We start from the raw sequence: 21,572 nt of genomic DNA, 5'->3' as shown, positions 1-21,572 counted from the left end.
TCATGCTCCGATCCGCGCCCGGCCGGTGAGACCGTGGCGCCGGATCACCTCCCGATACCACTTCGCACTGTCCTTGAGCACCCGTTTCTGCGTGGTGTAGTCGACGTGCACGAGGCCGAAGCGCATCTGGTAGCCCTCGGCCCACTCGAAGTTGTCCAGCAGCGACCAGGCGAAGTAGCCCCGCAGGTCGACGCCGTGCGCGAGGGCATCGAGGCAGGCCCGCAGGTGGCCGTCGAGGTAGTCGATGCGGGCGGCGTCGTGGACTTCGCCGTCGGCGGCCGGGCCTTCCGGGTACGCGGCGCCGTTCTCGGTGATCAGCAGCGGCACGCCGTAGTCGGTGTGCAGGCGGTCCAGCAGTCGGGTGAGGGCGGCGGGCTCGACCTGCCAGCCGATGTCGGTGACCGGCCCGACCGGCGGCCGGAAAGCCACACCCTCGGTGCCCGGATACTCCGGTGCGGCGGGCGTGCCGGGCTGTGCCGACACGTACGCGGGGGTGTAGAAGTTGACGCCGAGCACGTCGATCGGGGCCTGGATGATCGCCTCGTCGCCGTCCCGGACATGGCTGAGGTCGGTGAACCGGGTCATGTGCTCGCGCATGTCGTCCGGGTAGGAGCCGCGCAGCAGCGGGTCGAGGAAGATGCGGTTCTGCAGGCCGTCGACGATCCGGGCGGCTGCCGCGTCGGCCGGGTTCGCCGGGTCGAGGGGGAAGACGGCCGCCGGGTTGAGCGTGATGCTGACGCTGCGGGCGCCGGCCGCACGCAACGCCCGGGCGGCGAGGCCGTGCCCGAGCAGCAGGTGATGCACCGCGCGGAAGGCTGAGGCGGGGTCCTGGATGCCGGGGGCGTGCTGGCCGCTGGCATAGCCGAGATAGGCCGAGCACCACGGCTCGTTCAGGGTGGTCCAGGTGCTTACCCGGTCGCCGAGTTTGGCGTGCACGATGGCGGCATAGTCGGCGAAGGCCTCGGCGGTCGCGCGGACGGTCCAGCCGCCGCGGTCCTGCAGGGTCTGCGGCAGGTCCCAGTGGTAGAGCGTGACGACGGGGTCGATGCCGCGGCCGAGCAGCTCGTCGGTGAGCCGGTCGTAGAAGTCGAGGCCGCGCGGGTTGACCGGCCCGGTGCCGTCGGGCTGAATCCGCGGCCAGGCGATCGAGTAGCGGTACGCCGCGAGTCCGAGGTCCGCCATCAGCGCCACGTCATCGGCGTACCGGTGGTAGTGGTCGCAGGCCACGTCGCCGGTGTGGCCGGCGTACACCCGGCCGGGGGTGCGACTGAAGGTGTCCCAGATGGACGGACCGCGGCCGTCGTCGTGGGCCGCGCCCTCGATCTGGTAGGCGGCGGTGGCCGCGCCCCAGACGAACCCGGCCGGGAACGCGTGTCCCGAGGCCAGTGGTTCGCCGTCCGGTGCCACCTGGACGGTCGCCGTCATGCGCCTCACCGCTCCTTGCGTTCCGGCCACGCGGCGGGCGGGCCGGGCCGTTGCGGACCTGTCCGGTACAGCCTACGACCGCCGGATCATCCGGTTCGGAGCGCGCTGAACAGTCGGGGATCGCCGGTGATCGTGAGCGGGCCGGGCGTGTCCCGGCCCATGAGCGCGAGCAGCAGGTCGCTGGCGGCGCCGCGGGCCTCGGCACGAGCGTGGTGGTCGTCGGTGTCGAGGATCGTGCCGGTGTCGAGCAGGGCGAGGCCGGCACCGCGGAGCCGGACGAACCACTCGTAGCTCGCGTCCGTTGCCACCAGGTGAACGACGCCGTGCAGGTCGGTGGGGCCTTGGCGGCGGCCGGCGGGCAGCCAGGTGTCCAGCACTTCGCTGACCCCGTCGGCGGCGAGCTTCGTCTCGATCGGCGTCGCGCGGCCTGCGGTGGTCTCGGCGTCCCAGCGGTGCACCGAGATCTCGTGGGCCATCCGGCGGTGCCAGAAACCGGCCTTCTTGGCCTGCGCCGGCCAGGTCCAGGCGGGGAAGTCGGCGTCGAGCGCGTCCAGCGTCTCGATCGTCCCGGTCAGCTCCCGGCGCAGCCCGTCCAGCGCGTCCGACCAGTCGGGCCGGGGTTCCGGTGTGACCCGGTCGGCGGGCCTGTCGACCACGCCGCGGGGCACGGTCTCGCGGACCCAGCGCAGGAGCACGGTGAGGTGTTCGGTGAGGTCTGCGACTGTCCAACCGGGGCACGCGGACACCACGGCCTCAGGGCCGGTCTGTGCGACGGCGTCCTGGAGCGCCGGACCGTCGGCGCGCAGCGCCGCCAGCCAGAAGTCCTTCGTCGCGTTGAGCCTGTTCATCAGCTTCTCCCGCTCGAGGAGGACCACCTGTGCGTTCCCCTGGGCCCGTCGGCCTAGGGTGAACGTCGTGCCTGACGTTAGTGCTGATCCACCCACCACCGCATCTGCTGAGCTTTCCCGATCTGAGCTTGCCCAGCCGTTGGCGGCTTACACGACGCTACGCCTAGGCGGCCGGGCCGGCACGCTCACCCCGGCGGCGGAAACGGACGAAGCCGTCGCAATCATGCGTACGGCTGCTCGTCGGGGGGAAAAGGTCCTCGTTCTCGCCGGCGGCAGCAACGTCGTGATCGGCGACGACGGCTTCCCGGGGGAGGTGTTGTTGCTGCGCACTCGGGGGATGCGAGCGGTCGGGCGGGACTCCCGCGGCGTGCTGATGCGGGTGGCCGCGGGGGAGTCGTGGGATTCCTTCGTCGCCGCGACGCTTGCCGACGGCCTGTCGGGTCTGGAAGCGCTGTCCGGCATTCCCGGTTCGGCGGGCGCGACCCCGATCCAGAACGTCGGCGCGTACGGGCAGGAGGTCGCCCAGACGGTCGAGGCTGTGCACGTCTATGACCGGGTGGACGACGAGGTGAAGACGTTGTCGCTGCCGGAGTGCCGGTTCGCCTACCGGTCCAGCGTGTTCAAGCACAACGAGCGGTGGCTGGTCCTTGAGGTCGACTTCCGGCTGCCGGTCGCCGGAGATTCTGCCCCGATTCGGTACGCCGAACTGGCCCGTAACCTGGGTGTCGAGGTGGGCGAGCGGGTCCCGGCGAAACAGGTGCGCGACACCGTTCTGAAGCTGCGCGCCGGCAAGGGCATGGTGCTGGACCCGGCGGACCGGGACACCCAATCGGTCGGCTCGTTCTTCACCAACCCGGTGCTTTCGGCGCAGGAGTGGGCCGGTGTGCAGGACCGGCTCGCCGACGCGGGTGAGCCGCCGAGCTGGCCGGCGCCGAACGGCACGGTGAAGGTGCCGGCCGCCTGGCTGATCGAGAAAGCCGGCTTCACCAAGGGGTACGGCACCGGCGAGGTCGCGATCTCGTCGAAGCACACGCTCGCCCTGACCCACCGGGGTGGCGGGACGACGTCGGCGCTGCTGGGTCTGGCCCGGGAGATCCGCGACGGAGTGCGCGACCGGTTCGGAGTCGTCCTGCACCCCGAACCGGTCCTGGTCAACTGCGAGCTGTGACGGGCTACCGCCAGCCGAAGACCTGGGCCCAGTAGAAGGTGCCGTCGTCGGCGCGGCGTACCCCGGCTCCGAAGGATTTGGCTTCGCAGTTGAGGATGTTCTCGCGGTGGTCGGGGCTCGCCATCCAGGCTTCCATCACCTCGGCGGAGCCGGTGTAGCCCCAGCCGACGTTTTCGCCGGCGACGTCCATGTAGCCGGCAGCCCGGGAGCGCATCTCGAAGGTCGAGCCGCGCCAGCCGATGTGCCCGAAGTTGCCGGTGGTCGCCATGTAGTGGGCCTGGCGGACGGCCGCCACCATCAGCTCGTCGTCCACCGTGAGTTCGGGGCAGCCGTACAGGGCGCGTTCCTCGTTGGTCCGTACGATGACCTCGTCCATCATGATCTCGGAGATCGTGGGTCCGGCGGCGGCTACCGCGGCGGGTCCGCCGGTCTCGGCGAGGGCGGGCGCGGGCGCTGGCAGCGCAACGAATGCGGCGGGGACGGCCGCGGCGAGGGCGATACGTCGAACGGATGCGAACACGGTGTTCCTCCCGGTCCAGGGCCGGGCTCCTGTTCGCCCGCCGGTCTAATCGGACCGGAAATCTGCAGTTAAGTCCCTTCTTTGCTGTTATCCGACATATCCCTTGTGTCGCCGTGTCAGTCTGTGGGGATCATCAGCGGCAGTCTGATCTCCGCACCCGCGCCGGCGGCAGGATCAAAGGTCAGCTCCACTGAGCCGCCGTGCCGAGTGACGATGGCCTCCGCGAGCAGCATCCAGAGCGCTGTACTGCGCCGCCGGTGCGGCGGTTCCGGATCGGCCAGCATTCCGGCCATCAGGAACTCGTTGGTGAGCCGCTCGGCCTGCCGGGCGGTCACGGTGATTCGCCAGCCTGTATCGCTCGCCTCGGTGCTCACCGTGGCGGACCGGTCGGCGGCGGCGCTCGCGACTGTACCGATCACCGCGTAGAAGAGGTCCCGCAGCAGCGACGCGTCGGCGGACACCGGTGGGCCGCCCGCCGTGTCCACGGTCGCGGCGGTGTACGGCTCCTGGCTCGCCAGCAGCTCCGCCACCTCGCGAATCACCAGGGCCGGGTCCACCGCCGTCGGCCACAGGTCGAGGTCGCCGGTCTGCAGTCGGCTTACCACCATCAGGTCGTCGACCAGCAGCAGCATCCGGTCGGTATTGCGGCGGACGGCAGCCAGCGCCACCGAGCGTTCGGCCGGGGCGAGGTCGTCGGTGTCGAGGCTTTCGGTGAACGAAGCAATCGTGGTCAGCGGCGTTCGCAGCTCGTGCGAGATGACCGCGAGGAACCGAGCCTGAAGCGCGAAGACGTTCGTGGGGGTTCGCACGCTGAACTATAACTTTCCGTATATGAACAGACACGTCACGCTATCGTGGTTTTGGACATTTCATCTTCGCCGCCCGCGTCCGCGGGGGGTGTGAGCAAGACGCTGACCCACAGAACCGAGCGCGTGCCGCGCCCGGTGGGCACAGCCGTGCGACGCGCGGGGGCGGAGGCGGAGGGCATGGTGACGAGCGCATGAGCAGACTGCTCGTGGTCGAGGACGACCCGGACATCGCGCTGGCCCTGCGGCTGCTCTTCAGCCGGGCCGGATACGAGGTGGCCCACGCGGGCGACGGGCGCACCGGCCTCAAGGAGGCGTACGCCGAACACCCCGACCTGGTGGTGCTCGACGTCGGCCTGCCGGAGATGGACGGCTGGCAGGTGCTCGAGCGGCTGCGGGACGTGTCCGACGTACCCGTGCTGGTCCTGACCGCCCACGGCCAGGAGGCGGAGAAGGTCCGCGGCCTGCGCGGCGGCGCCGACGACTACCTGACCAAGCCGTTCGCCAACAACGAACTGCTGGCCCGGGTGGAGGCGCTGCTGCGTCGCTCGTCCGGCGGGCAGAACAGCTGGGCCAGCCAGATCTACGACGACGGCCTGGTCCACCTGGACCCGACCAAACGCCGGGTCTACGTCAAGGGCGACGAGAAGCGCCTCACGCCGACCGAGTTCCGGCTGCTCAACGCCCTGGTCCGGCACGCCGGCGCAGTGTTGAGCCCCAACCAACTCCTGACCCAGGCGTGGGACGACCCCACGGGCATCGGCCAGGAACGGGTCAAGTTCGCCGTGCTGCGGTTGCGCCGCAAGCTCGGATGGTCGGATCCCGACGAATCCCCGATCGAGTCCGTCCGCGGATTCGGCTACCGCTACCGGCGCCCGGGTGGTGACAACTGAGCCGCAACCCGTAGCGGTCCGGGGTGTCCTCAGGTGGGGCTCCGGGGGGTCGATGAGGGATTTGGGAAACGAGCAGGAGGTAGGGCGTTGGAAGACCTTGGCGAGATCGTCGGCGAATTCCTCATGGAAAGCCACGAGAACCTGGACCAGATCGACCGGGACCTCGTGGCGCTGGAGCAGGACCCGGCCTCGCGTGACCTGATCGCCCGCATCTTCCGGGCGATCCACACGATCAAGGGCACCAGTGGCTTCCTGGCCTTCACCCGGCTGGAGACCCTCGCCCACGCGGGCGAGTCACTGCTGTCCCGGCTGCGGGACGGCGTCCAGCCGGTCACTCCCACCACCATCACCACGCTGCTGGCCACGATCGACGGCGTCCGCTCGCTGCTCGAGGCCATCGAGCAGGACGGCAACGAGGGCGAAGTTGATGTCAACAGCATCATCACCGCCGTCCATGCGCAGATGAACACACCCGGCGACGCGGCTGCTGCCGCGCCCGCCGCGGCCCCTGCCGCAGCCCCGGCCGCGGAAGCGGCTCCCGCCCCGGCTGAGCAGCCGGAACCGCTCGAGGAGAAGGGCCTCCGCCCGGCTCCCGAGCCGGTCGAGGAGCAGCGCCGCCCCCTCGGCGAAATCCTGGTCGAGACCGGCGCAGTGGCGGCCACAGACGTCGGCTCCGCGCTCCAGGCACAACTCGACGGCGACGAGCGCAAGCTCGGCACGATCCTGCTCGAGGAGGGCAAGACCCAGCCGGCCGAAGTCCACGAGGCGTTGCAGGCGCAGACGCCCAAGCGCAGCGTCGCGGACAGCGCGATCCGGGTGGACGTCGACCTGCTCGACACCCTGATGAACATGGTCGGCGAGCTGGTGCTCGCCCGGAACCAACTCGTCCGCGGCGTGATGGACCTCGGCGACTCCGGCCTGGTCCGCAGCGCCCAGCGGCTCGGCATGATCACCTCTGAACTCCAAGAGGGCATCATGAAGACCCGGATGCAGCCCATCGAGCACATCTGGTCCAAGCTGCCCCGCGTCATCCGGGACCTCTCCAACTCGCTCGGCAAGAAGGTCGAGCTGGTCATGGAGGGCAAGGAGACCGAGCTCGACCGCAGCCTGCTCGAGGCCGTCAAGGACCCGCTGACCCACCTGGTCCGCAACGCGGTCGACCACGGCATCGAGGACGCCGACAAGCGGGCCGCGGCCGGCAAGGACCCGCAGGGCACCCTGACGCTGCGCGCCTACCACGAGGGCGGACACGTAGCGGTCGAGGTCGCCGACGACGGTGCCGGCATGGACGTCAACCGGATCGCCGCCAAGGCCGTCGAGAAGGGCCTGTTGAAGCCCGAGCAGGTTCCCGGCATGGACAAGCGCGAGATCATGGCGATGGTCTTCCAGCCCGGCTTCTCGACCGCGGCGAAGGTGACAAACGTGTCCGGCCGCGGCGTCGGCATGGACGTCGTCAAGACCAACATCGAACGGATCGGCGGCGCGGTCAGCGTCGACTCGACCCTGGGCCAGGGTACGGTCTGGCGCCTCACCATCCCCCTGACCCTGGCGATCATCCAGGCTCTGACCGTCGACTGCGGTGACCAGCGCTATGTGGTGCCGCAGGTTGCGGTGCTCGAGCTGGTCTTCATCGACGGCCAGTCCACAAAGATCGAGTACGCCTCCGGTGCACCGGTCTACCGCCTGCGCGGCAAGCTGCTCCCGCTCGTCCGCCTGGACCGGACCCTCGGCCTGGACCCCAGCGGCGACCAGGGCGTCTACATCATGGTGCTGCAAGCCGACGGGCGCCGCTTCGGCCTCGTCGTCGACCGCGTCCTCAACACCGAGGAAGTCGTGGTCAAGGCACTCAACAGCCGCTTCAAGGAGATCGGCCTCTACGCCGGCGCCACGATCCTCGGCGACGGCAAAGTCGGCCTGATCCTCGACGCCTCCGCTCTGGCCCGCCGCTCGCACCTCGCTGTCGACTCCGGGCGCGAGAACCTCATCGGCTCGTCCCGGGCGACCACCGGAGCCGGCACCGGCGAACGCCTGCTGATCACCGCGGTCGGCGAGCGCCGAGTGGCGATCCCGCTCGACACGGTCACCCGCCTGGAGGAGTTCCCGCGGGACCGCATCGAGCAGGCCGGCTCCCGCGAAGTCGTGCAGTACCGCGGTCAGATCCTGCCGCTGGTGCGGCTGTCGCACCTGCTGGGGGCGTACAGCGAGACTGAAGAGGGCGACACCGTGTCGGTGGTCGTCTACAGCGAGGGAGGCCGCAGCGTGGCGCTGGTCGTGGACCGGATCGTCGACATCGCCGAGAACTCGACCACCGCGCGCCGCGACGCGGAGGAGGACGGTCTGATCGGCACCGCGGTCATCCAGCAGCGGGTCACCGAGCTGCTCGACGTACGCCGGGCGATCCTCGCCGCCGACCCGAACTTCTATGAAGAGATGTCCGGCGCCGACATGCTGGTGGAGGCCTGAGATGGCGAGCCGCCAGTTCGCCACCTTCGAGGTGGCCGGTCAGCTGTTCGGCGTCGAGGTCGACACCGTGCAGGAGGTGCTCTCGTACAACGAGTACACCCCGGTGCCGCTCGCGCCGCCCGCGGTCGGTGGGCTGTTCAACCTGCGCGGTCAGGTGATCGCGGCGGTCGACCTGCGGGTGCAGCTCGGCCTCGCCCGCCAGGCCCTGCAGGGTCCCGTGATGAACGTGATCCTGCGCGGTGACGGCGAGCCGGTCAGCCTGCTCGTGGACCGGATCGGCGAGGTGGTCGACCTGGACGACGACGCGTTCGAGCCGCCGCCGGACACGCTCGCCGGGTCCACCCGCGAGCTGGTCACCGGCACGTTCAAGATGGACGGCCGGCTGATGCTGGCCCTCGACGTCAACCAGGCCGTCGACACGTCTCGAGCCACCGCCTGATGTACAGCCTGGTCAGCGCCCCCGTCCTCGGTTTCGACCTGACCCGCCTCGGCGGCGGGTCGGCCACCGCCGAGGTGCTGTTGCGCGCCCTGCGCCTCAGCGTCGGGGACCTGCCGATCCTTGCGGAACGGCTGCCCGACGAGGGGGTTCGCGGCCCGCTCTGGGTGGAAGTGGAGAGCGCTGCGCGCAAGCTGCCGTCGCTCAAGGGCATGAAGGCGGACGACGCGGCCAGCTCGCTGGCCCTGGTGGAACGGGCGCCGATCGGTTCGGTCGACGCCCTGCTCACCTGCCTGCGGTACGACGTGATGGCGTGGACGTGGACCGGCAAAGGCCGCGACGCCACGCAGACCGAGACGGCCGCTTCGGCGACAGCCCTGCTCTGCGACGCCGCCGTGGCCAGCTATCTGCGGGAAGTGCTCGACGAGACGTCGCGCCGGATGCTCGGCGCGGGCTGGGTGGCGGCGGTGCGCAAGCTGCCCGCCGGCAAACCGATCGACCTGGGACCGCACCATTACGCGGTCTCGGCGCTGCTCGACCGGTTGCGGTCGATCACGCCGAACGACCTCGCCCGGCTGACCCAGTCGGCCGAGGACGCCCGGAAGAACGCTGGTGGCTGGTCGCCGGCGGTGCACTCGGCGTCGTGGGCGGCGTACCTGTCGGACCGGGTGCGGACGGCGGCCGCGGCGCAGATGTTGCTCGTGCAGGCGATCGACACGGCGGCGATTCCGCTGGCCGACCGGGCCGGCGGGGTCTGGAACATGCTCAGCGGCGCGGTTCAGGCCCTCGTCGTGCGGGACCTGTTGGACACCAGTACGGCACACCGGTTGTTGTCGCCGGTCGTCGCGGCGCTCGGCCCGGCGTGGCTCGGATGAGAGGCGGAGGGAAGCGATGATCAGAGTTCTCGTCGTCGACGACTCCGTGGTGGTCCGCAGGCTCATCGTGGACTCGCTCACCGGCGCGCCCGGCATCGAGGTGGTCGGCACCGCGGCGAACGGCCTGCTGGCCCAGCCGAAGATCGATCAGCTCAAGCCGGACGCCATCACGATGGACATCGAGATGCCGCAGATGGACGGCATCGCGGCGGTGCGTGAGCTGCGCAAGCGGCACAAGCTCATCCCGGTGATCATGTTCAGCACGCTGTCCGCCGCGGGCGCCAGCGCGACGCTCGAAGCGCTGGCCGCGGGCGCCACGGACTACGTGACCAAGCCGAGCAACGTCGGCTCCATTGCGGAATCCATCGCGGCCGTCCGGGAACAGCTCGTACCCAAGATCCACGCGCTCGCGGGCCGTCGGACGGCAGCGCCGCCCCGGCCCGGCCCCGGCCAGCCGCTGAAGCGGCCGGGGCTCGCCCCGCCGCCGGGGCTGCGTCCCGGCATGCCCGGCCGACCCGGCACCATGCCGGGACGCCCCGGCGGACCCGCGCCGGCCGCACCGGTGCGGCCGGTCCGGCGGACGGCGAACGGGCGGATCGACATCATCGCGATCGGGTCGTCGACCGGCGGCCCGGACGCACTGACCAAAGTGCTGCAGTCGCTGCCGACGGACCTGCCGGTGCCGATCGTGGTGACCCAGCACATGCCGCCGGTCTTCACCCGGATGTTCGCCGAACGCCTCGATCGCAGCACCCCGCTGCGCGTGGTGGAGGCGGGCGACGGGATGGAGCTCATGCCCGGCACGGTCTATATCGCTCCCGGCGACAAGCACCTGGTGCTGCAACGCCGGAACACCGCGACGCTGACCCAGCTCAGCGGCGCGCCGCCGGAGAACTCGTGCCGTCCGGCGGTCGACGTGATGTTCCGCTCGGTCTCGTCGCTCTTCGGGGCGGCGTCGTACGCGGCGGTTCTCACCGGCATGGGATACGACGGACGAGGTGGTGCGAAGGTGCTGCGTGACGCAGGCGCCGAGATTTTGGCGCAGGACGAGGCGACCTCGGTGGTCTGGGGGATGCCCGGTGCCGTGGTGGGCGCGGGATTGGCCGACGAGGTGTTGCCGCTGGGCAAGATCGCGGCGGCCTTGATCCAGCGGGTACAGGTGGGCCGCGCGCCACGAGCGACGGCGGTGACCCGATGACGCTGTCACAGGCTGACTTCGCCTTCGTCTCGACGCTGGTCCGCCGGGAAGCCGCGATCGTGCTGGCGCCCGGCAAGGAGTACCTCGTCGAGGCCCGGCTGATCCCGGTGGCCCGCCAGGTCGGTGCCGCCAGCGTCGCCGAATTCCTCGCCAATCTCCAGCGCAAACCGAACCCGGCCGACCAACGGCGGATCATCGACGCGCTCACCACGAACGAGACGTCGTGGTTCCGCGACCGGGAGCCGTTCACGGCGCTGACCGACGTGGTGTTGCCCGAACTGGTCAAGAGTCGGGGCTCCACCCGCAAGGTACGGCTCTGGTCCGCGGCGAGTTCCAGCGGGCAGGAGGCGTACAGCCTCGCGATCACCCTGCAAGAATCGCTCCCCACCGGCTGGGGATACGAGATCATGGGAAGCGACATCTCCACCGAGATGGTGAAGCGAGCCGAAGCGGCCGAGTACAGCCAGGTGGAGGTCAACCGGGGTCTGCCGGCCGCTCAGCTCGTCCAGTACTTCGAGCGGGCCGGTGCACACTGGCGGGTCGCACCGCACCTGCGGCGCAATGTCAGCTTCAAGCACATGAATCTGACGGCGCCGCTGCCCTCCGTACCCCCGTTCGACGTGATCTTCCTGCGCAACGTCTTGATCTATTTCGACGTCGCGACGAAGAAGTCGGTGCTGCGTAACGTGGCCCGACTGCTGCGGCCGGACGGCTGGCTCTTCCTGGGCGCGGCCGAGACGACGATCGGGATCGACGACAACTACGAACGGGTGGCGGCCGGCCGGACCTCTGCCTACCGAGTGCGAAGCGCGGTGCCAGCAGGCGCCGCAAGGAAGGGGTGAGCTGCGGTGCGCGCCATGGTGATCGATGACTCGCGGGCTATGCGGATGATTCTCAAGCGCATCGTCGCGAAACTCAACTTCGAGGCGATCGAGGCAGGTGACGGCCAGGAGGCACTGGACCTGCTGACCACGATGACCGAGGTGCCGGAACTGGCCCTCATCGACTGGAACATGCCCAACATGAACGGGCTCGAGTTTGTGACCAAGGTGCGGGCGGAGCCGCGCCTGCGGGAGATGACGCTGGTCATGGTCACGACCGAGAGCGAACAGAGTCAGATCGTCCGGGCACTGGCCGCGGGCGCCCACGAATACGTGATCAAGCCCTTCACCGAGGGCGCGATGATCGAAAAATTGGCCCTGCTGGGCCTGGTACCGACCGGAGCGAGCTCATGAGTGTCGAAACCGTGGTGAGCGAGGGTGACCTCGCCGAGATGGTGGAACAGGTCTGGGTGTCGTACCTGGATCCCGAGGGCATCAACCCGCTGATCATGACCGGCGACGACAAGCAGGCGACCGAGGTGCACTCGACCGTCTCGATCACCGGCACCTGGCACGGGCACCTCGTTTACGCCTCCTCGTTGCAGGCCGCGAAGAAGTCTGCCGCGGCGTTCCTCGCGATGGAGCTGGACGAGGTCGGCCAGGAAGACGTCTCGGACGTGCTGGGCGAGCTGGCGAACATCGTCGGCGGCAACGTCAAGGCCATGCTCCCGGCGGGCTGCTTCCTGTCCCTGCCGACCGTGGTGTTGGCGCCCGACACCGCGTCCTACTACCCGTCAGCCGAGCAGATCAGCGGCCTGTACGGCGTCTGGGACGGCGAACCGATCTCCATCTCGATGTGGCAGAGCATCAAGCAGCAGGAAGGTGCGGCATGAAGATCCTGATCGCGGACGACAGTCGGGTCATGCGCCAGATCGTGACCCGGACGCTGCGCCAGGCCGGCTTCGACGGGCACGACCTCGTCGAGGCCGCGGATGGCGCCCAGGCTGCGGCGATGGCCGACTCGGAGAAGCCGGACCTGATCATCTCGGACTGGAACATGCCCGAGATGACCGGCATCGACGTGCTCCGGAAGCTGCGGGCGGCGGGGAACAACGTCAAGTTCGGCTTCGTCACCTCCGAGTGCACCGACGAGATGAAGAGCGCAGCCGAGAGCGCCGGTTCGGCCTTCTTCATCGTCAAGCCATTCACTGCAGAGCAATTCGATGAGGTCTTCTCTCCTATTTTGGGATGATATAGCCATGTCTGACACCTCGGTCCTTCCCGCCCCGCTCGCCGTCCGCAACCTCTTCGAGGACCTCCTGGGCCGGGACGTCAACGTCCAGCCCGGCGATCCCATGACCGCCGAGAACCTGCCCACCGGCGCGATCGCCATCTACACCGACAAGACCACCCAGCAGCTCTACGCGGTGGCGGGGATGACACTGAGCCTCGCCGCCAACGCGGGCGCCGCCCTCGGCCTGCTTCCCGTGGGCGCCGCCGAGGACAGCATCGAGGAGAAGACGCTCTTCCCGAACATCGCCGAGAACCTCTTCGAGCTGTTCAACGTCTTCACCAGCCTGCTCAACCGCGAAGGCTCGCCGGGCGTGAAGCTCTACCAGGTCATCTACCCCGGCATGGACCTGCCCAACGACGCGCGGGCGCAGCTCCTCGCGCTCGGCAAGCGGCTGGACCTCTCGATCGAGGTATCCCGCTACGGCAAGGGCAAGTTCTCTCTGTCTCTCGTCAACTGACAGACACGACGCACAACGGCGGGCCGGGATCAGCTCCCGGCCCGCCGTTGTGCGTCGTGCTTTGTCCTGCTACTGCGCCGCGTCGACCCGGCTCTCCGACTCCACCGCGGCCGGGGCGGCCTGCCGGTGCAACACCGCGGCCGGCGCCTGCTCGACGGGGACGTACGCCAGATCCTCGTCGCGGCGCAGCTGACTGGCTACCCGGCTGATGCTCCGGCGGGCCGGGTCGAACCGCTGGGGTGTCGCCGTCCAGCCGTACCGCAGCAGCTCTGACCGGGCCGGGCGGATCCCACCCGAGAGCTCGTAGCCCTGGGCGACCAGGCGACTGCCCAGCACCGCCTCGCACAGTCCGATCTCTTCTCGCGTCAGGCGGCTCTGCCAGCTCTGGACGCGTTGGGTGGTGACCGGGGCGTGCGTACGCGCATGCCAGGTCTTGAACGACGGCACCGCCACCTCCGCCACCGCCGATGGTTCCGCCATGGCCGGGTGGAACTCTTCCCCCAGGTACGCGCACAGCTCAGCCAGCCGAGCGTGCGGATCCGCGACGAGGTCCTCGTAGCGCAGCTCGTACCACTGCGTCGGTCCTAGCTTGCGCTTGGCGCGGCGGGCGTCGTCGACGGCACGCGCCCAGCCGGCCGCCATCGCGTAGAGGTCCTTGCGGTACCAGGACATCTCCTTGAGCGAGGCCACGCAGTCCCGGCCGTCGCGGACGATGTTGATGAACTGGGCGTCGGGGAAGAGCCGCAGCAGGATGTCGACGTTGTGCAGGTACGCCGGCCGCTTGTCGCCCCAGCGTGGCTTGCTGAAACGGGCCGCGTACCGCTGGAAGATCGTGGCCAGCACCGAGCCGAGCGTGCCGGGGCCGGCGGCGATGTGCTCGACCATCTCGTCGGCGTCGAGGCCGAGGTCGCAGAATCGGGTTTCGCGCTGGTCGACGATCCGGCGGGCGAGGGCGCGCCGGTTGTCCGGCACGCGCAGGTCCCCGAACTGCTTGTATTCGCGGAATGCGGCGAGCACGAAGCGGGTTTCGGGCGGGATCGCGATCCGTGGATGGGCGTGCAGCATGAGCTGCAGCATCGTCGTGCCCGAACGCGGGCAGCCGACCACGATGATCGGACGGTCAGTGGGCACAGTTCACCTCCGGTGGGCAGTCGCGCACCGGAAGTAACATACGCCACTAAAGGCGGATTATGAACGAACTGTCAACGCGTGTCGGTTATGTCTGCTCGGGTTTCGGGTCGCCGGTGTCGGGGGTGGGGGTGACCCGGGTGCCCGGCTCCTCCCTCCTGCCGTAGCCCGCGGTGACGTAGCGCAGCCCGGCGAGGAGGATCGCGGCGATCGGCACTGCGATCAGGAACCGGATCAGCACCTCGGTGACGTCGATCTCGTCGAGCACGTAGCGATACACCGCGGGCGCGCTCATCAGCAGCGCGAACAGCAGGACGGAGGGCCGGATCACCGGTTACCCCCGGTTGGCGGGCCGGCGCGGTAGGGCGGCCATCGGCACCACATCCGCGGCGATCCGGGCGCAGAGCAGGGCCGCCCACGAGTGTGGCGTCGCCGGCTTGCCGTCCAGCGAGACGATCGGCACGTCCAGTCCCAGCACGGTGGCCGGGTCCGAGGTGATGTCCACGTTGTGCACCACCAGCGCCTCGACATCGCCCAGCGCGCGCAGGTGCCGGGCGGTGTCCTTGGTCTTGCGGGTCGCGTCGACCACCGCCCACACCGCCGTCGCCTTCAGCGCATCGCACATGTCACTGACCCAGATCGGATCGGTACGCCCCACCGCCGCGTCGACCACCACGATCCACGCATGGTCGGCATTCTGCAGCTTCTCGGCCTTGGTCACCGCCGTGCCCGGATCGCCGAGGATCCGCGACGAGTGCATGCCGGTGCCCGCCGCGGACGGGCCACCCAGCAGCAGGTGCGCCTGGTCGAGTCCGGCCTGTTCACACAGCTTGCGGCCGATCGGCACGGCGTGGTCGAGGTCGCCCGCGAGGATCAGGATTTCGCCCGGCGCGTCCGGCACCCCGGGTGCGGACGGACGGCTGGCCAGCACACCGAGCACACCCGCGTAGGTGTCCCCGCCGGTGATCTCCGCGGCCATCTCCTCCGGCATGCCGACCCGCATCAGGTTCTGCTGCACCGTGTCGAAGTGCTGCGGCCGGTACACGGCCGGCGGCGCCGTGGTCACGTGGGCCGTCGTCGCCGGCATCGCGGACGTGGGTGCGAGACCCAGCCCGCCCAACGACTCGGCCAGCGAGGTGGGGGCCGGCGCCGGCGAGGTGGGCGCGAGGCCGTACGCGGCAGCCGGGGTGCGCGGCGGTGCCGGGTTCTGCGCGGCCCGGTTGGCCGCCGTGTTCGCCTGGAACGGTGGGTGGTCGTTCACCCCGAGGCCGCCCATCAGTTCCGCGAGCGACGGTACGGACGGCAGCGAGCTGATGCCCCCCGCCGCGGTAGCGCCGGCAGCGCCGCCGCCCAAGCCGGAGTTGCCCATGCCACCTGTCCCCATTCCACTGTTCCCCAGCCCACCCAGGCCGGCGTTGGCGCCGCTGTTGACGGCCGTGCCGCTGGCCTGCGCGGGCCGGAACGGCTTCACCGCAGGGTTGTCCGGCCGGTCGGCTTCCGGCATCGGGGCGGGCGGCCGGTTGTAGGCCTCCGCCTTGTCGAGGTTCGCCATCAACTCGGCGAATGCCGATCCCGGATCGGACAGCGCCCGGCCCGGTCCCGGACCGTCGAGGGCCGGCCCGCGACCGCCCACCGCCGCGTCGACGTCGCCGAATCCCGCGTCCCGGCCGGCTGCACGGTCGCCGATGCCCGGTCCGGCCGGTGCGATCCGGTCCCGCGACTCCGCGCCGGCCAGCAGTTGCTCCAGCGTCTGCGGACCGTCGTCGACCGGCGCGGGCGGCCGGCGCAGTGGCGCTTCCCCCCGCTCGCCGGGGTCGGGGACCTCGACGGACAGCTCGTAGTGTTGCTTGGCGAAGAACCCGCCGAAGCCCCCGGTTCGGACCTTGTCCGCCGAGATGATCCGCACCGAGGAGCCGTACTCGTCGCGCACCTGCGCCAGCAACGGCTCGATGGCCGGACCCTCAAGCAGCACCCGCGTAGGCACCGTTCACCACCCCCATGGTCTCGATCTGTGCGGTGGAACCTGAAATTTCGGAATAGGACAGCACCTGCACGCGGCGCGAACCGGCGCGCAGGAGACGCATCAGCGGCAGCCGCAGCTGCGGTGAGCAGGCCAGCACCGGGGTGATGCCGGACTGTTCGGCGGCCTCGACCAGCCGGCCGGCCTCGGTCACGATCGCCTCGGCGCGCATCCCGTCGATCGCCATGAAGGCGCCGGTCTCGCTGGGGCGCAACGATTCGAGGAGGCTCTGCTCGAGCATCGGTTCGAGGGTGATGACCGTGAGCCGGCCGTCGGCGGCGTACTGGGCGGCGATCGCCGGGCCCAGTGCCGCGCGGGCGGCTTCGACCAGGCCGTCGTGGTCGACGGAGATCTTGGCGCGCAGCGACAGGGACTCGAAGATCCGGACCAGGTCGCGGATGGGTACGCCCTCGTCGAGCAGTCCCTGCAGCACCCGTTGGATCTGGCCGAGGCTCAGCAGGGTCGGGGTCAGCTCCTCGACCACCACCGGGTGGGTGCGCTTGACCATCTCGGTCAGGTTCCGGACGTCCTCGCGGCCGAGCAGGCGGCTGGCGTTCTGCCGGACGATCTCGGCGAGGTGCGTGATGATCACCGAGGCCCGGTCCACGACCGTCGCGCCGGACAGCTCGGCCTGGTAGTGCAGTTCCGCCGGGACCCACTTGCCGGCCAGACCGAAGACCGGCTCGATGCCGGCCCGGCCGGGCAGCGCCTGCAGGCTGTCGCCGATCGCCAGGACGGTGCCGGGCGGGGCCTGCCCACTGCCGGCGTCAACCCCGGAGATCCGGATCGCGTACGACGACAGCGGCAGGTCCAGGTCGTCGCGGGTCCGGACCGGCGGCATGATGACGCCCAGCTCGAGGGCCATCTTGCGGCGCAGCGCACGGACCCGGTCGAGCAGGTCGCCGCCGTTGGTGTCGACCAGGTCGACCAGGTCGGGCGACAGGGCCAGTTCCAGCGGGTCGACGCGCATTTCGCCCAGCAGTTGCTCGGGAGAGTCCGGCGGAGGTCGTTCAACCTCGGGGGCTCCCGCAGCGCCGGCGCCGACCGCCTCGGGCTCGGGGTCCTTGATCCGCTGGGCGATGAAGAGGGTGACCGCGCCGATGATCAGGAAGGGGACCTTCGGCAGGCCGGGGATGACGCAGAGGCCGAGCGCGGCGCCGCCGGCGATGCGCAGGGCGAGCTTGTTCTGGCCGAGCTGGGCGGTGACGCTGGAGCCCATGTCGCCGGAGGTCGCGGAGCGGGTGGTGATCAGACCGGTGGCGACCGACAGCAGCAGGGCGGGGATCTGCGAGACCAGGCCGTCGCCGACGGTCAGCAGGCTGTACTGGTTCATCGAGTCGGCCGGGGAGAGGCCGTGCTGGAGGATGCCGACCGCGAATCCGCCGACCAGGTTGATCACGGTGATGATGATGGCGGCGATGGCGTCGCCCTTGACGAACTTGGAGCCACCGTCCATGGCGCCGTAGAAGTCGGCCTCGGCGGCCACGTCGGCCCGGCGGACTTTGGCCTCGGCCTCGTCGATCAGGCCGGCGTTGAGGTCGGCGTCGATCGCCATCTGCTTACCGGGCATGGCGTCGAGGGTGAACCGGGCGCCGACCTCGGCGACCCGCTCGGCACCTTTGGTGACGACGACCATCTGGACGATGATCAGGATCAGGAAGATCACCAGGCCGATGACCAGCGAGCCACCGACGACGAAGTCGCCGAACGCGTGGATGACCTTGCCGGCGTCGCCGTCGCGGAGCACGAGCCGGGTCGCGCTGATGTTCAGGGCGAGCCGGAACAGCGTCATGACCAGCAGCAGGGCCGGGAAGACGGAGAAATCCAGCGGGCGCTGCACGAACATCGCGACGAGCAGGATCAGCAGGGCGCCGGTGATGTTGGTGGCGATGAGCAGGTCGAGCAGGAAGGTCGGCAGGGGCACGACCATCATGACGATGATGCCGATGACCCCGATGGGGACGGCGAACTTGCTCAGGTTACGACTCTTCACGGCCCCCCTTCCACCTGCTGATAGTCCCGCAGTGGCGGCCGTGATGTGAGGAAATCTCCCAGATTCGGACTAAGCGGCCGTTGCCGTGGCGTTCGGGTTGCGATGCACACCCGCCGCTGACCCACGCGACTTCATGCTCATCACGAAGGCCAGGACCTTCGCTACCGCCCCGAAGAACTCCGGCGGGATCTCCTGCCCCACCTCCACGCCCTTTTCCAAGGCCCGGGCCAGCGCGACGTCCTGGATGAGCGCGATGCGATGCTCCGTGGCGAGGTCCCTGATCTTCTGCGCGATGGCGCCCTGGCCCTTGGCCAACACCCGCGGCGCACCCTTCTCCGGGTCATAGCGCAGGGCCACCGCCACGTGCGTGGGGTTGATCAGCACCAGGTCGGCTGTCGGCACGTCAGCCATCTGCCGGTTGCGGGCCATCGCCATCTGCTTGGCCCGGATGTGACCCTTGAGGTGCGGGTCGCCTTCCGAGTTCTTGTTCTCCTGCTTCACCTCTTCCTTCGTCATGCGCAGCTGCTTGTTGGTGCGCTTACGGACGACGAAGTAGTCGGCAGCGGCCATGACGATGCCGGCGACCGAGGCGGCCCGGATCACCGAGAGGGCGGCGTCGGACACCACGCCGAGCAGCGAGCCGATCTGCAACCGACCCGCGGTCATCAACACCGGCACGATGTCCTTCATGGTCGCGTAGAGCACGCCCGCCAGGACGCCGGTCTTGATCAAAGCCTTGGTGCCCTCCCACAACGACTGCGGGCCGAACATCTTCTTGATGCCGGGCAGCGGGTTCAGCCGGTTGAACTTCGGGATGAACAGCTTGGTAGCCACCCGGATGCCGCCCTGGGCGCCGGCCGCCGCGATGCCGACCGCCATCATCGTCAACGCCAGCGGCAGCACCGCCCAGCCCGCGCTCATCAGGCCGTCCTTCAGGATGCCGAGCGCGACCTGCGGATCCGGGTTGGCGATGACTTCGGGGATCTTCGCCATCAGCTCCCGTGAGTGGTCCATCGCGGAGCCCAGCGTGCGCGGCAACATGATGCTGGCGGCCAGCATGCCGAACCAGGCGCCGACGTCCTGACTCCGCCCGATCTGGCCTTCCTGCTTGGCCTTCTTGAGTTTCTGTGGTGTCGGTTGTTCGGTTTTCTCCCCGGACACGGATCACCCCCCGCCGCTGAGGTGGACGACCGCGCTGACCGCCTTGTCGATCACGCCGTCCAACACTCGGGGCAGCAGGGCGATCGCCGTACCCGAGAGGGTGAGCACCAGGAAGATCTTCGCCGGGAAGCCGAGCTGGAACGCGTTCAGCGCCGGCGCCACCCGGTTGAGCAGACCGAACGCGACATCGGTCAGGAACAGCACGGCGATCAGCGGGCCGGCGATCTGGATCGCCGACACGAACATCTCGGCCACGCCCTCGATCAGCAGCCGGTTGAGCGTCTCCATCGAGAAGCTGGAGTTGAGCGGCAGCGTCTTGTAAGACTCCATGAACCCGCGGAGCACCATCTGGTGCCCGTCGGTGGCGAACAGCAGGGTCGCCGCCACCAGGTTGTAGAAGCGGCCGAAGACCGAGCTCTGGTTCTGCGACAGCGGGTCGTAGGCGGCGGCCATGGTGAAACCGCCGAAGACGTCGATCAGGTCACCGGCGGCCTGGATCGCCGCGAAGAGCAGGTACGTGATGAAGCCCAGCGCCGCCCCCACGAACACTTGCAGAGCCGTCGCGGCGATGATCGCCGAGGTCTCCATCGAGGGCAAGGTGCCCTGCAAGTGCGGTGCCATCGGCAGGGCGATCCCGACCGACAGCAACACCTTGATCTGCCCCGGGATGAGGCGCGAATTGAACGGCGGACAGAGCATCAACCACGCGCCCGCCCGGGCCGCGCCGAGGAAGATCGCGATCAGGTTGGCGATCGGGACGTCGTAGTTCATTTCGGGTACGAGCCCACCAGCGCGGTGATGATCAGCCCCCACCCGTTCACGAGCACGAACAACAGCATCTTGAACGGCATTGCCACCGTGACAGGCGGCAGCATCATCATGCCCAGTGACATCAGTGATGCGGAGACCACCATGTCGATGATGAGGAAGGGAATGAAGATGACGAAGCCGATGATGAACGCGGCCCGAAGCTCGGACAGCACGAATGCCGGAATGAGCGTGGTCAGCTCGACGTCGTTCGCGTTGGCCGGCTTCTCCTGACCGGACACCCTGATCAGCAGAGCGAGCTCGTCCTCGCGGGTGTTCTTCAGCATGAACTCCCGCAGCGGCTCCACGCCGTCGCGGAACGCCACCGACTGCGTCTTGTCGCCCTTCAGGTACGGCTGCACGCCCTGCTCGTTCACCTCGGACAGCACCGGACTCATGATGAAGAGGCTGATGAACAGCGCGAGCCCGGCGAGGACCTGGTTGGGGGGCATGCTGGTCAGCCCGAGCGCGTTACGGGTGATGCCGAGGACCATGAAGACCTTGGTGAACGCCGTACACAGCAGGAGAACCGCGGGAGCCACCGACAGCAACGTCAGGCCCAGCACGATGACCAGGGACGTGGCCGGTTTACTGCCGTCCGGGTTCGTACCGTTGACGTTGAAGTTGATGGACCCGGGAGCGCTCGGCGCGGTCGGTGGTGTCGGCCCGGGCGCTCGCGGCAGTTCGTAGTGGACCGGGACGGAGTAGACGGCCGGCGCGGCCGGCGCTGGCGCGGGCGTGGCCTGAGCCGCCGCCGCGGGCAGGAGAGCCCCCAGCGCCAGGAACAGGATCACGACCGCTCTACGCCACATGTCAGTGCCTCGCCGTCCGATCCCTGATGAAGTTGAGCGTCGACGTCCAGGTGCGCGGGGACAGCAGCGAACCCTCCAGCTTGCCGCCGTGATGCGGCAGCACCAACGGATGCGCCGGCGGCAGCACATCCCCGGATTGCACGTCCACCGCCTCGCGCTTCTCGCCGACGGAACCGGGCTGAGTGACCGGCCCGTGGGCGAACGCATCCAGGTCCGTCTCGCCGAGCAGACTGACCTGGTTGTCGGTGACACCCACGATCAGTGCCTTGTCCGCCACCTGCACGACCGCCACCGAGGAACCCCGGCTCAGCGCCTGCCGGTTCAGCACGGCCAGGTTGCCGTGCGCACTCCGCATGCCGCCCCGACGGATGATCCGCGCCAGCCCCCACATCAGGCCGAGGACGACCAGAAGCGAGAAACCGATCCGCAGGGCCAGCTCGAACAACG

General features: G+C 69.4%; 23 protein-coding genes. 11 read left to right on the top strand and 12 right to left on the bottom strand.

The annotated features are described in order from the left end of the window. Positions 1-1,425 carry a GH1 family beta-glucosidase gene (locus tag ACIA1L_RS11785; protein WP_396072633.1) on the bottom strand — a complete coding sequence of 475 codons (1,425 nt, stop codon included), beginning with the start codon at positions 1,423-1,425 and terminating at the stop codon, positions 1-3. An 86-nt stretch (positions 1,426-1,511) separates the two neighbouring features. Continuing rightward, positions 1,512-2,273: a maleylpyruvate isomerase family mycothiol-dependent enzyme gene (locus tag ACIA1L_RS11780; protein WP_396072632.1), complete on the bottom strand. Its 762-nt coding sequence runs from the start codon at positions 2,271-2,273 to the stop codon at positions 1,512-1,514. Between the two features lie 58 nt (positions 2,274-2,331). Between ACIA1L_RS11780 and ACIA1L_RS11775 the strand changes: the two genes are divergently transcribed. After that, on the top strand, positions 2,332-3,441 hold the full coding sequence (locus ACIA1L_RS11775; RefSeq protein ID WP_396072631.1) for a UDP-N-acetylmuramate dehydrogenase: 1,110 nt from the start codon (positions 2,332-2,334) through the stop codon (positions 3,439-3,441). Between the two features lie 4 nt (positions 3,442-3,445). Here the strand turns inward: ACIA1L_RS11775 and ACIA1L_RS11770 are convergent, their stop codons facing one another. Then, the gene (locus ACIA1L_RS11770) at positions 3,446-3,961 is read right to left on the bottom strand and encodes a CAP domain-containing protein (protein ID WP_396072630.1); all 516 of its coding nucleotides are present in this window, start codon (positions 3,959-3,961) and stop codon (positions 3,446-3,448) included. Positions 3,962-4,077: 116 nt separating this feature from the next. Beyond that, positions 4,078-4,770, bottom strand: coding sequence for a sensor histidine kinase (locus ACIA1L_RS11765; RefSeq protein ID WP_396072629.1), 693 nt, complete (start codon positions 4,768-4,770; stop codon positions 4,078-4,080). Between the two features lie 191 nt (positions 4,771-4,961). Here ACIA1L_RS11765 and ACIA1L_RS11760 point away from each other — a divergent pair, with 191 nt between their 5' ends. The 10 genes from ACIA1L_RS11760 to ACIA1L_RS11715 all read left to right on the top strand — a co-directional run bounded on the left by ACIA1L_RS11760 (position 4,962) and on the right by ACIA1L_RS11715 (position 13,204). After that, a complete protein-coding gene (locus ACIA1L_RS11760) occupies positions 4,962-5,660 on the top strand; it encodes a response regulator transcription factor (protein ID WP_364699100.1) in 699 nt (232 codons plus the stop codon). Between the two features lie 87 nt (positions 5,661-5,747). Next, positions 5,748-8,123 (top strand): chemotaxis protein CheW, encoded by a 2,376-nt coding sequence (locus ACIA1L_RS11755; protein WP_396072628.1) that lies wholly within the window; start codon positions 5,748-5,750, stop codon positions 8,121-8,123. Position 8,124: 1 nt separating this feature from the next. After that, on the top strand, positions 8,125-8,562 hold the full coding sequence (locus ACIA1L_RS11750) for a chemotaxis protein CheW (protein WP_396072627.1): 438 nt from the start codon (positions 8,125-8,127) through the stop codon (positions 8,560-8,562). Then, positions 8,562-9,434: a hypothetical protein gene (locus ACIA1L_RS11745; protein ID WP_396072626.1), complete on the top strand. Its 873-nt coding sequence runs from the start codon at positions 8,562-8,564 to the stop codon at positions 9,432-9,434. Before ACIA1L_RS11750 ends, ACIA1L_RS11745 begins: the two co-directional genes overlap by 1 nt. A 16-nt stretch (positions 9,435-9,450) precedes the next feature. After that, entirely contained in the window at positions 9,451-10,632 is a 1,182-nt protein-coding gene (locus ACIA1L_RS11740) for a chemotaxis response regulator protein-glutamate methylesterase (protein WP_396072625.1), read from the top strand. Beyond that, positions 10,629-11,474: a CheR family methyltransferase gene (locus tag ACIA1L_RS11735; RefSeq protein WP_396072624.1), complete on the top strand. Its 846-nt coding sequence runs from the start codon at positions 10,629-10,631 to the stop codon at positions 11,472-11,474. Before ACIA1L_RS11740 ends, ACIA1L_RS11735 begins: the two co-directional genes overlap by 4 nt. 15 nt (positions 11,475-11,489) lie before the next feature. Continuing rightward, complete coding sequence (locus ACIA1L_RS11730) at positions 11,490-11,867, top strand: response regulator (RefSeq protein ID WP_396073041.1); 378 nt, start codon at positions 11,490-11,492, stop codon at positions 11,865-11,867. Next, the gene (locus tag ACIA1L_RS11725) at positions 11,864-12,346 is read left to right on the top strand and encodes a chemotaxis protein CheX (protein WP_396072623.1); all 483 of its coding nucleotides are present in this window, start codon (positions 11,864-11,866) and stop codon (positions 12,344-12,346) included. Before ACIA1L_RS11730 ends, ACIA1L_RS11725 begins: the two co-directional genes overlap by 4 nt. Next, on the top strand, positions 12,343-12,705 hold the full coding sequence (locus ACIA1L_RS11720; RefSeq protein WP_396072622.1) for a response regulator: 363 nt from the start codon (positions 12,343-12,345) through the stop codon (positions 12,703-12,705). Before ACIA1L_RS11725 ends, ACIA1L_RS11720 begins: the two co-directional genes overlap by 4 nt. A 7-nt stretch (positions 12,706-12,712) precedes the next feature. After that, complete coding sequence (locus ACIA1L_RS11715; RefSeq protein WP_396072621.1) at positions 12,713-13,204, top strand: hypothetical protein; 492 nt, start codon at positions 12,713-12,715, stop codon at positions 13,202-13,204. A 69-nt stretch (positions 13,205-13,273) separates the two neighbouring features. On the opposite strand, the gene ACIA1L_RS11710 is transcribed toward ACIA1L_RS11715, so the two are convergent. The 8 genes from ACIA1L_RS11710 to fliO all read right to left on the bottom strand — a co-directional run bounded on the left by ACIA1L_RS11710 (position 13,274) and on the right by fliO (position 21,570). Continuing rightward, the gene (locus ACIA1L_RS11710) at positions 13,274-14,335 is read right to left on the bottom strand and encodes a sulfotransferase family protein (protein ID WP_396072620.1); all 1,062 of its coding nucleotides are present in this window, start codon (positions 14,333-14,335) and stop codon (positions 13,274-13,276) included. Between the two features lie 85 nt (positions 14,336-14,420). Further along, on the bottom strand, positions 14,421-14,663 hold the full coding sequence (locus ACIA1L_RS11705; protein WP_396072619.1) for a hypothetical protein: 243 nt from the start codon (positions 14,661-14,663) through the stop codon (positions 14,421-14,423). A gap of 3 nt (positions 14,664-14,666) precedes the next feature. Next, the gene (locus ACIA1L_RS11700; RefSeq protein ID WP_396072618.1) at positions 14,667-16,316 is read right to left on the bottom strand and encodes a hypothetical protein; all 1,650 of its coding nucleotides are present in this window, start codon (positions 16,314-16,316) and stop codon (positions 14,667-14,669) included. After that, on the bottom strand, positions 16,294-18,345 hold the full coding sequence (gene flhA / locus ACIA1L_RS11695; protein ID WP_396072617.1) for a flagellar biosynthesis protein FlhA: 2,052 nt from the start codon (positions 18,343-18,345) through the stop codon (positions 16,294-16,296). Before flhA ends, ACIA1L_RS11700 begins: the two co-directional genes overlap by 23 nt. 69 nt (positions 18,346-18,414) lie before the next feature. Continuing rightward, entirely contained in the window at positions 18,415-19,506 is a 1,092-nt protein-coding gene (locus ACIA1L_RS11690) for a flagellar biosynthesis protein FlhB (protein WP_396072616.1), read from the bottom strand. Between the two features lie 3 nt (positions 19,507-19,509). Next, the gene (gene fliR / locus ACIA1L_RS11685; RefSeq protein WP_396072615.1) at positions 19,510-20,277 is read right to left on the bottom strand and encodes a flagellar biosynthetic protein FliR; all 768 of its coding nucleotides are present in this window, start codon (positions 20,275-20,277) and stop codon (positions 19,510-19,512) included. Beyond that, positions 20,274-21,107, bottom strand: a complete 834-nt coding sequence (gene fliP, locus ACIA1L_RS11680; protein WP_396072614.1) for a flagellar type III secretion system pore protein FliP — start codon at positions 21,105-21,107, stop codon at positions 20,274-20,276. The genes fliR and fliP overlap by 4 nt, the downstream gene beginning before the upstream one ends. Positions 21,108-21,126: 19 nt before the next feature. Next, complete coding sequence (gene fliO / locus ACIA1L_RS11675; RefSeq protein ID WP_396072613.1) at positions 21,127-21,570, bottom strand: flagellar biosynthetic protein FliO; 444 nt, start codon at positions 21,568-21,570, stop codon at positions 21,127-21,129. Positions 21,571-21,572: the final 2 nt, after the last annotated feature.

The sequence above is a fragment of the Actinoplanes sp. NPDC051859 genome (genome assembly GCF_044452725.1).
In the GTDB taxonomy this organism is placed as follows: domain Bacteria; phylum Actinomycetota; class Actinomycetes; order Mycobacteriales; family Micromonosporaceae; genus Actinoplanes.
The sequence above is the reverse complement of the archived record's forward strand: the minus strand, read 5'-3'. Positions and strand labels throughout refer to the sequence as shown.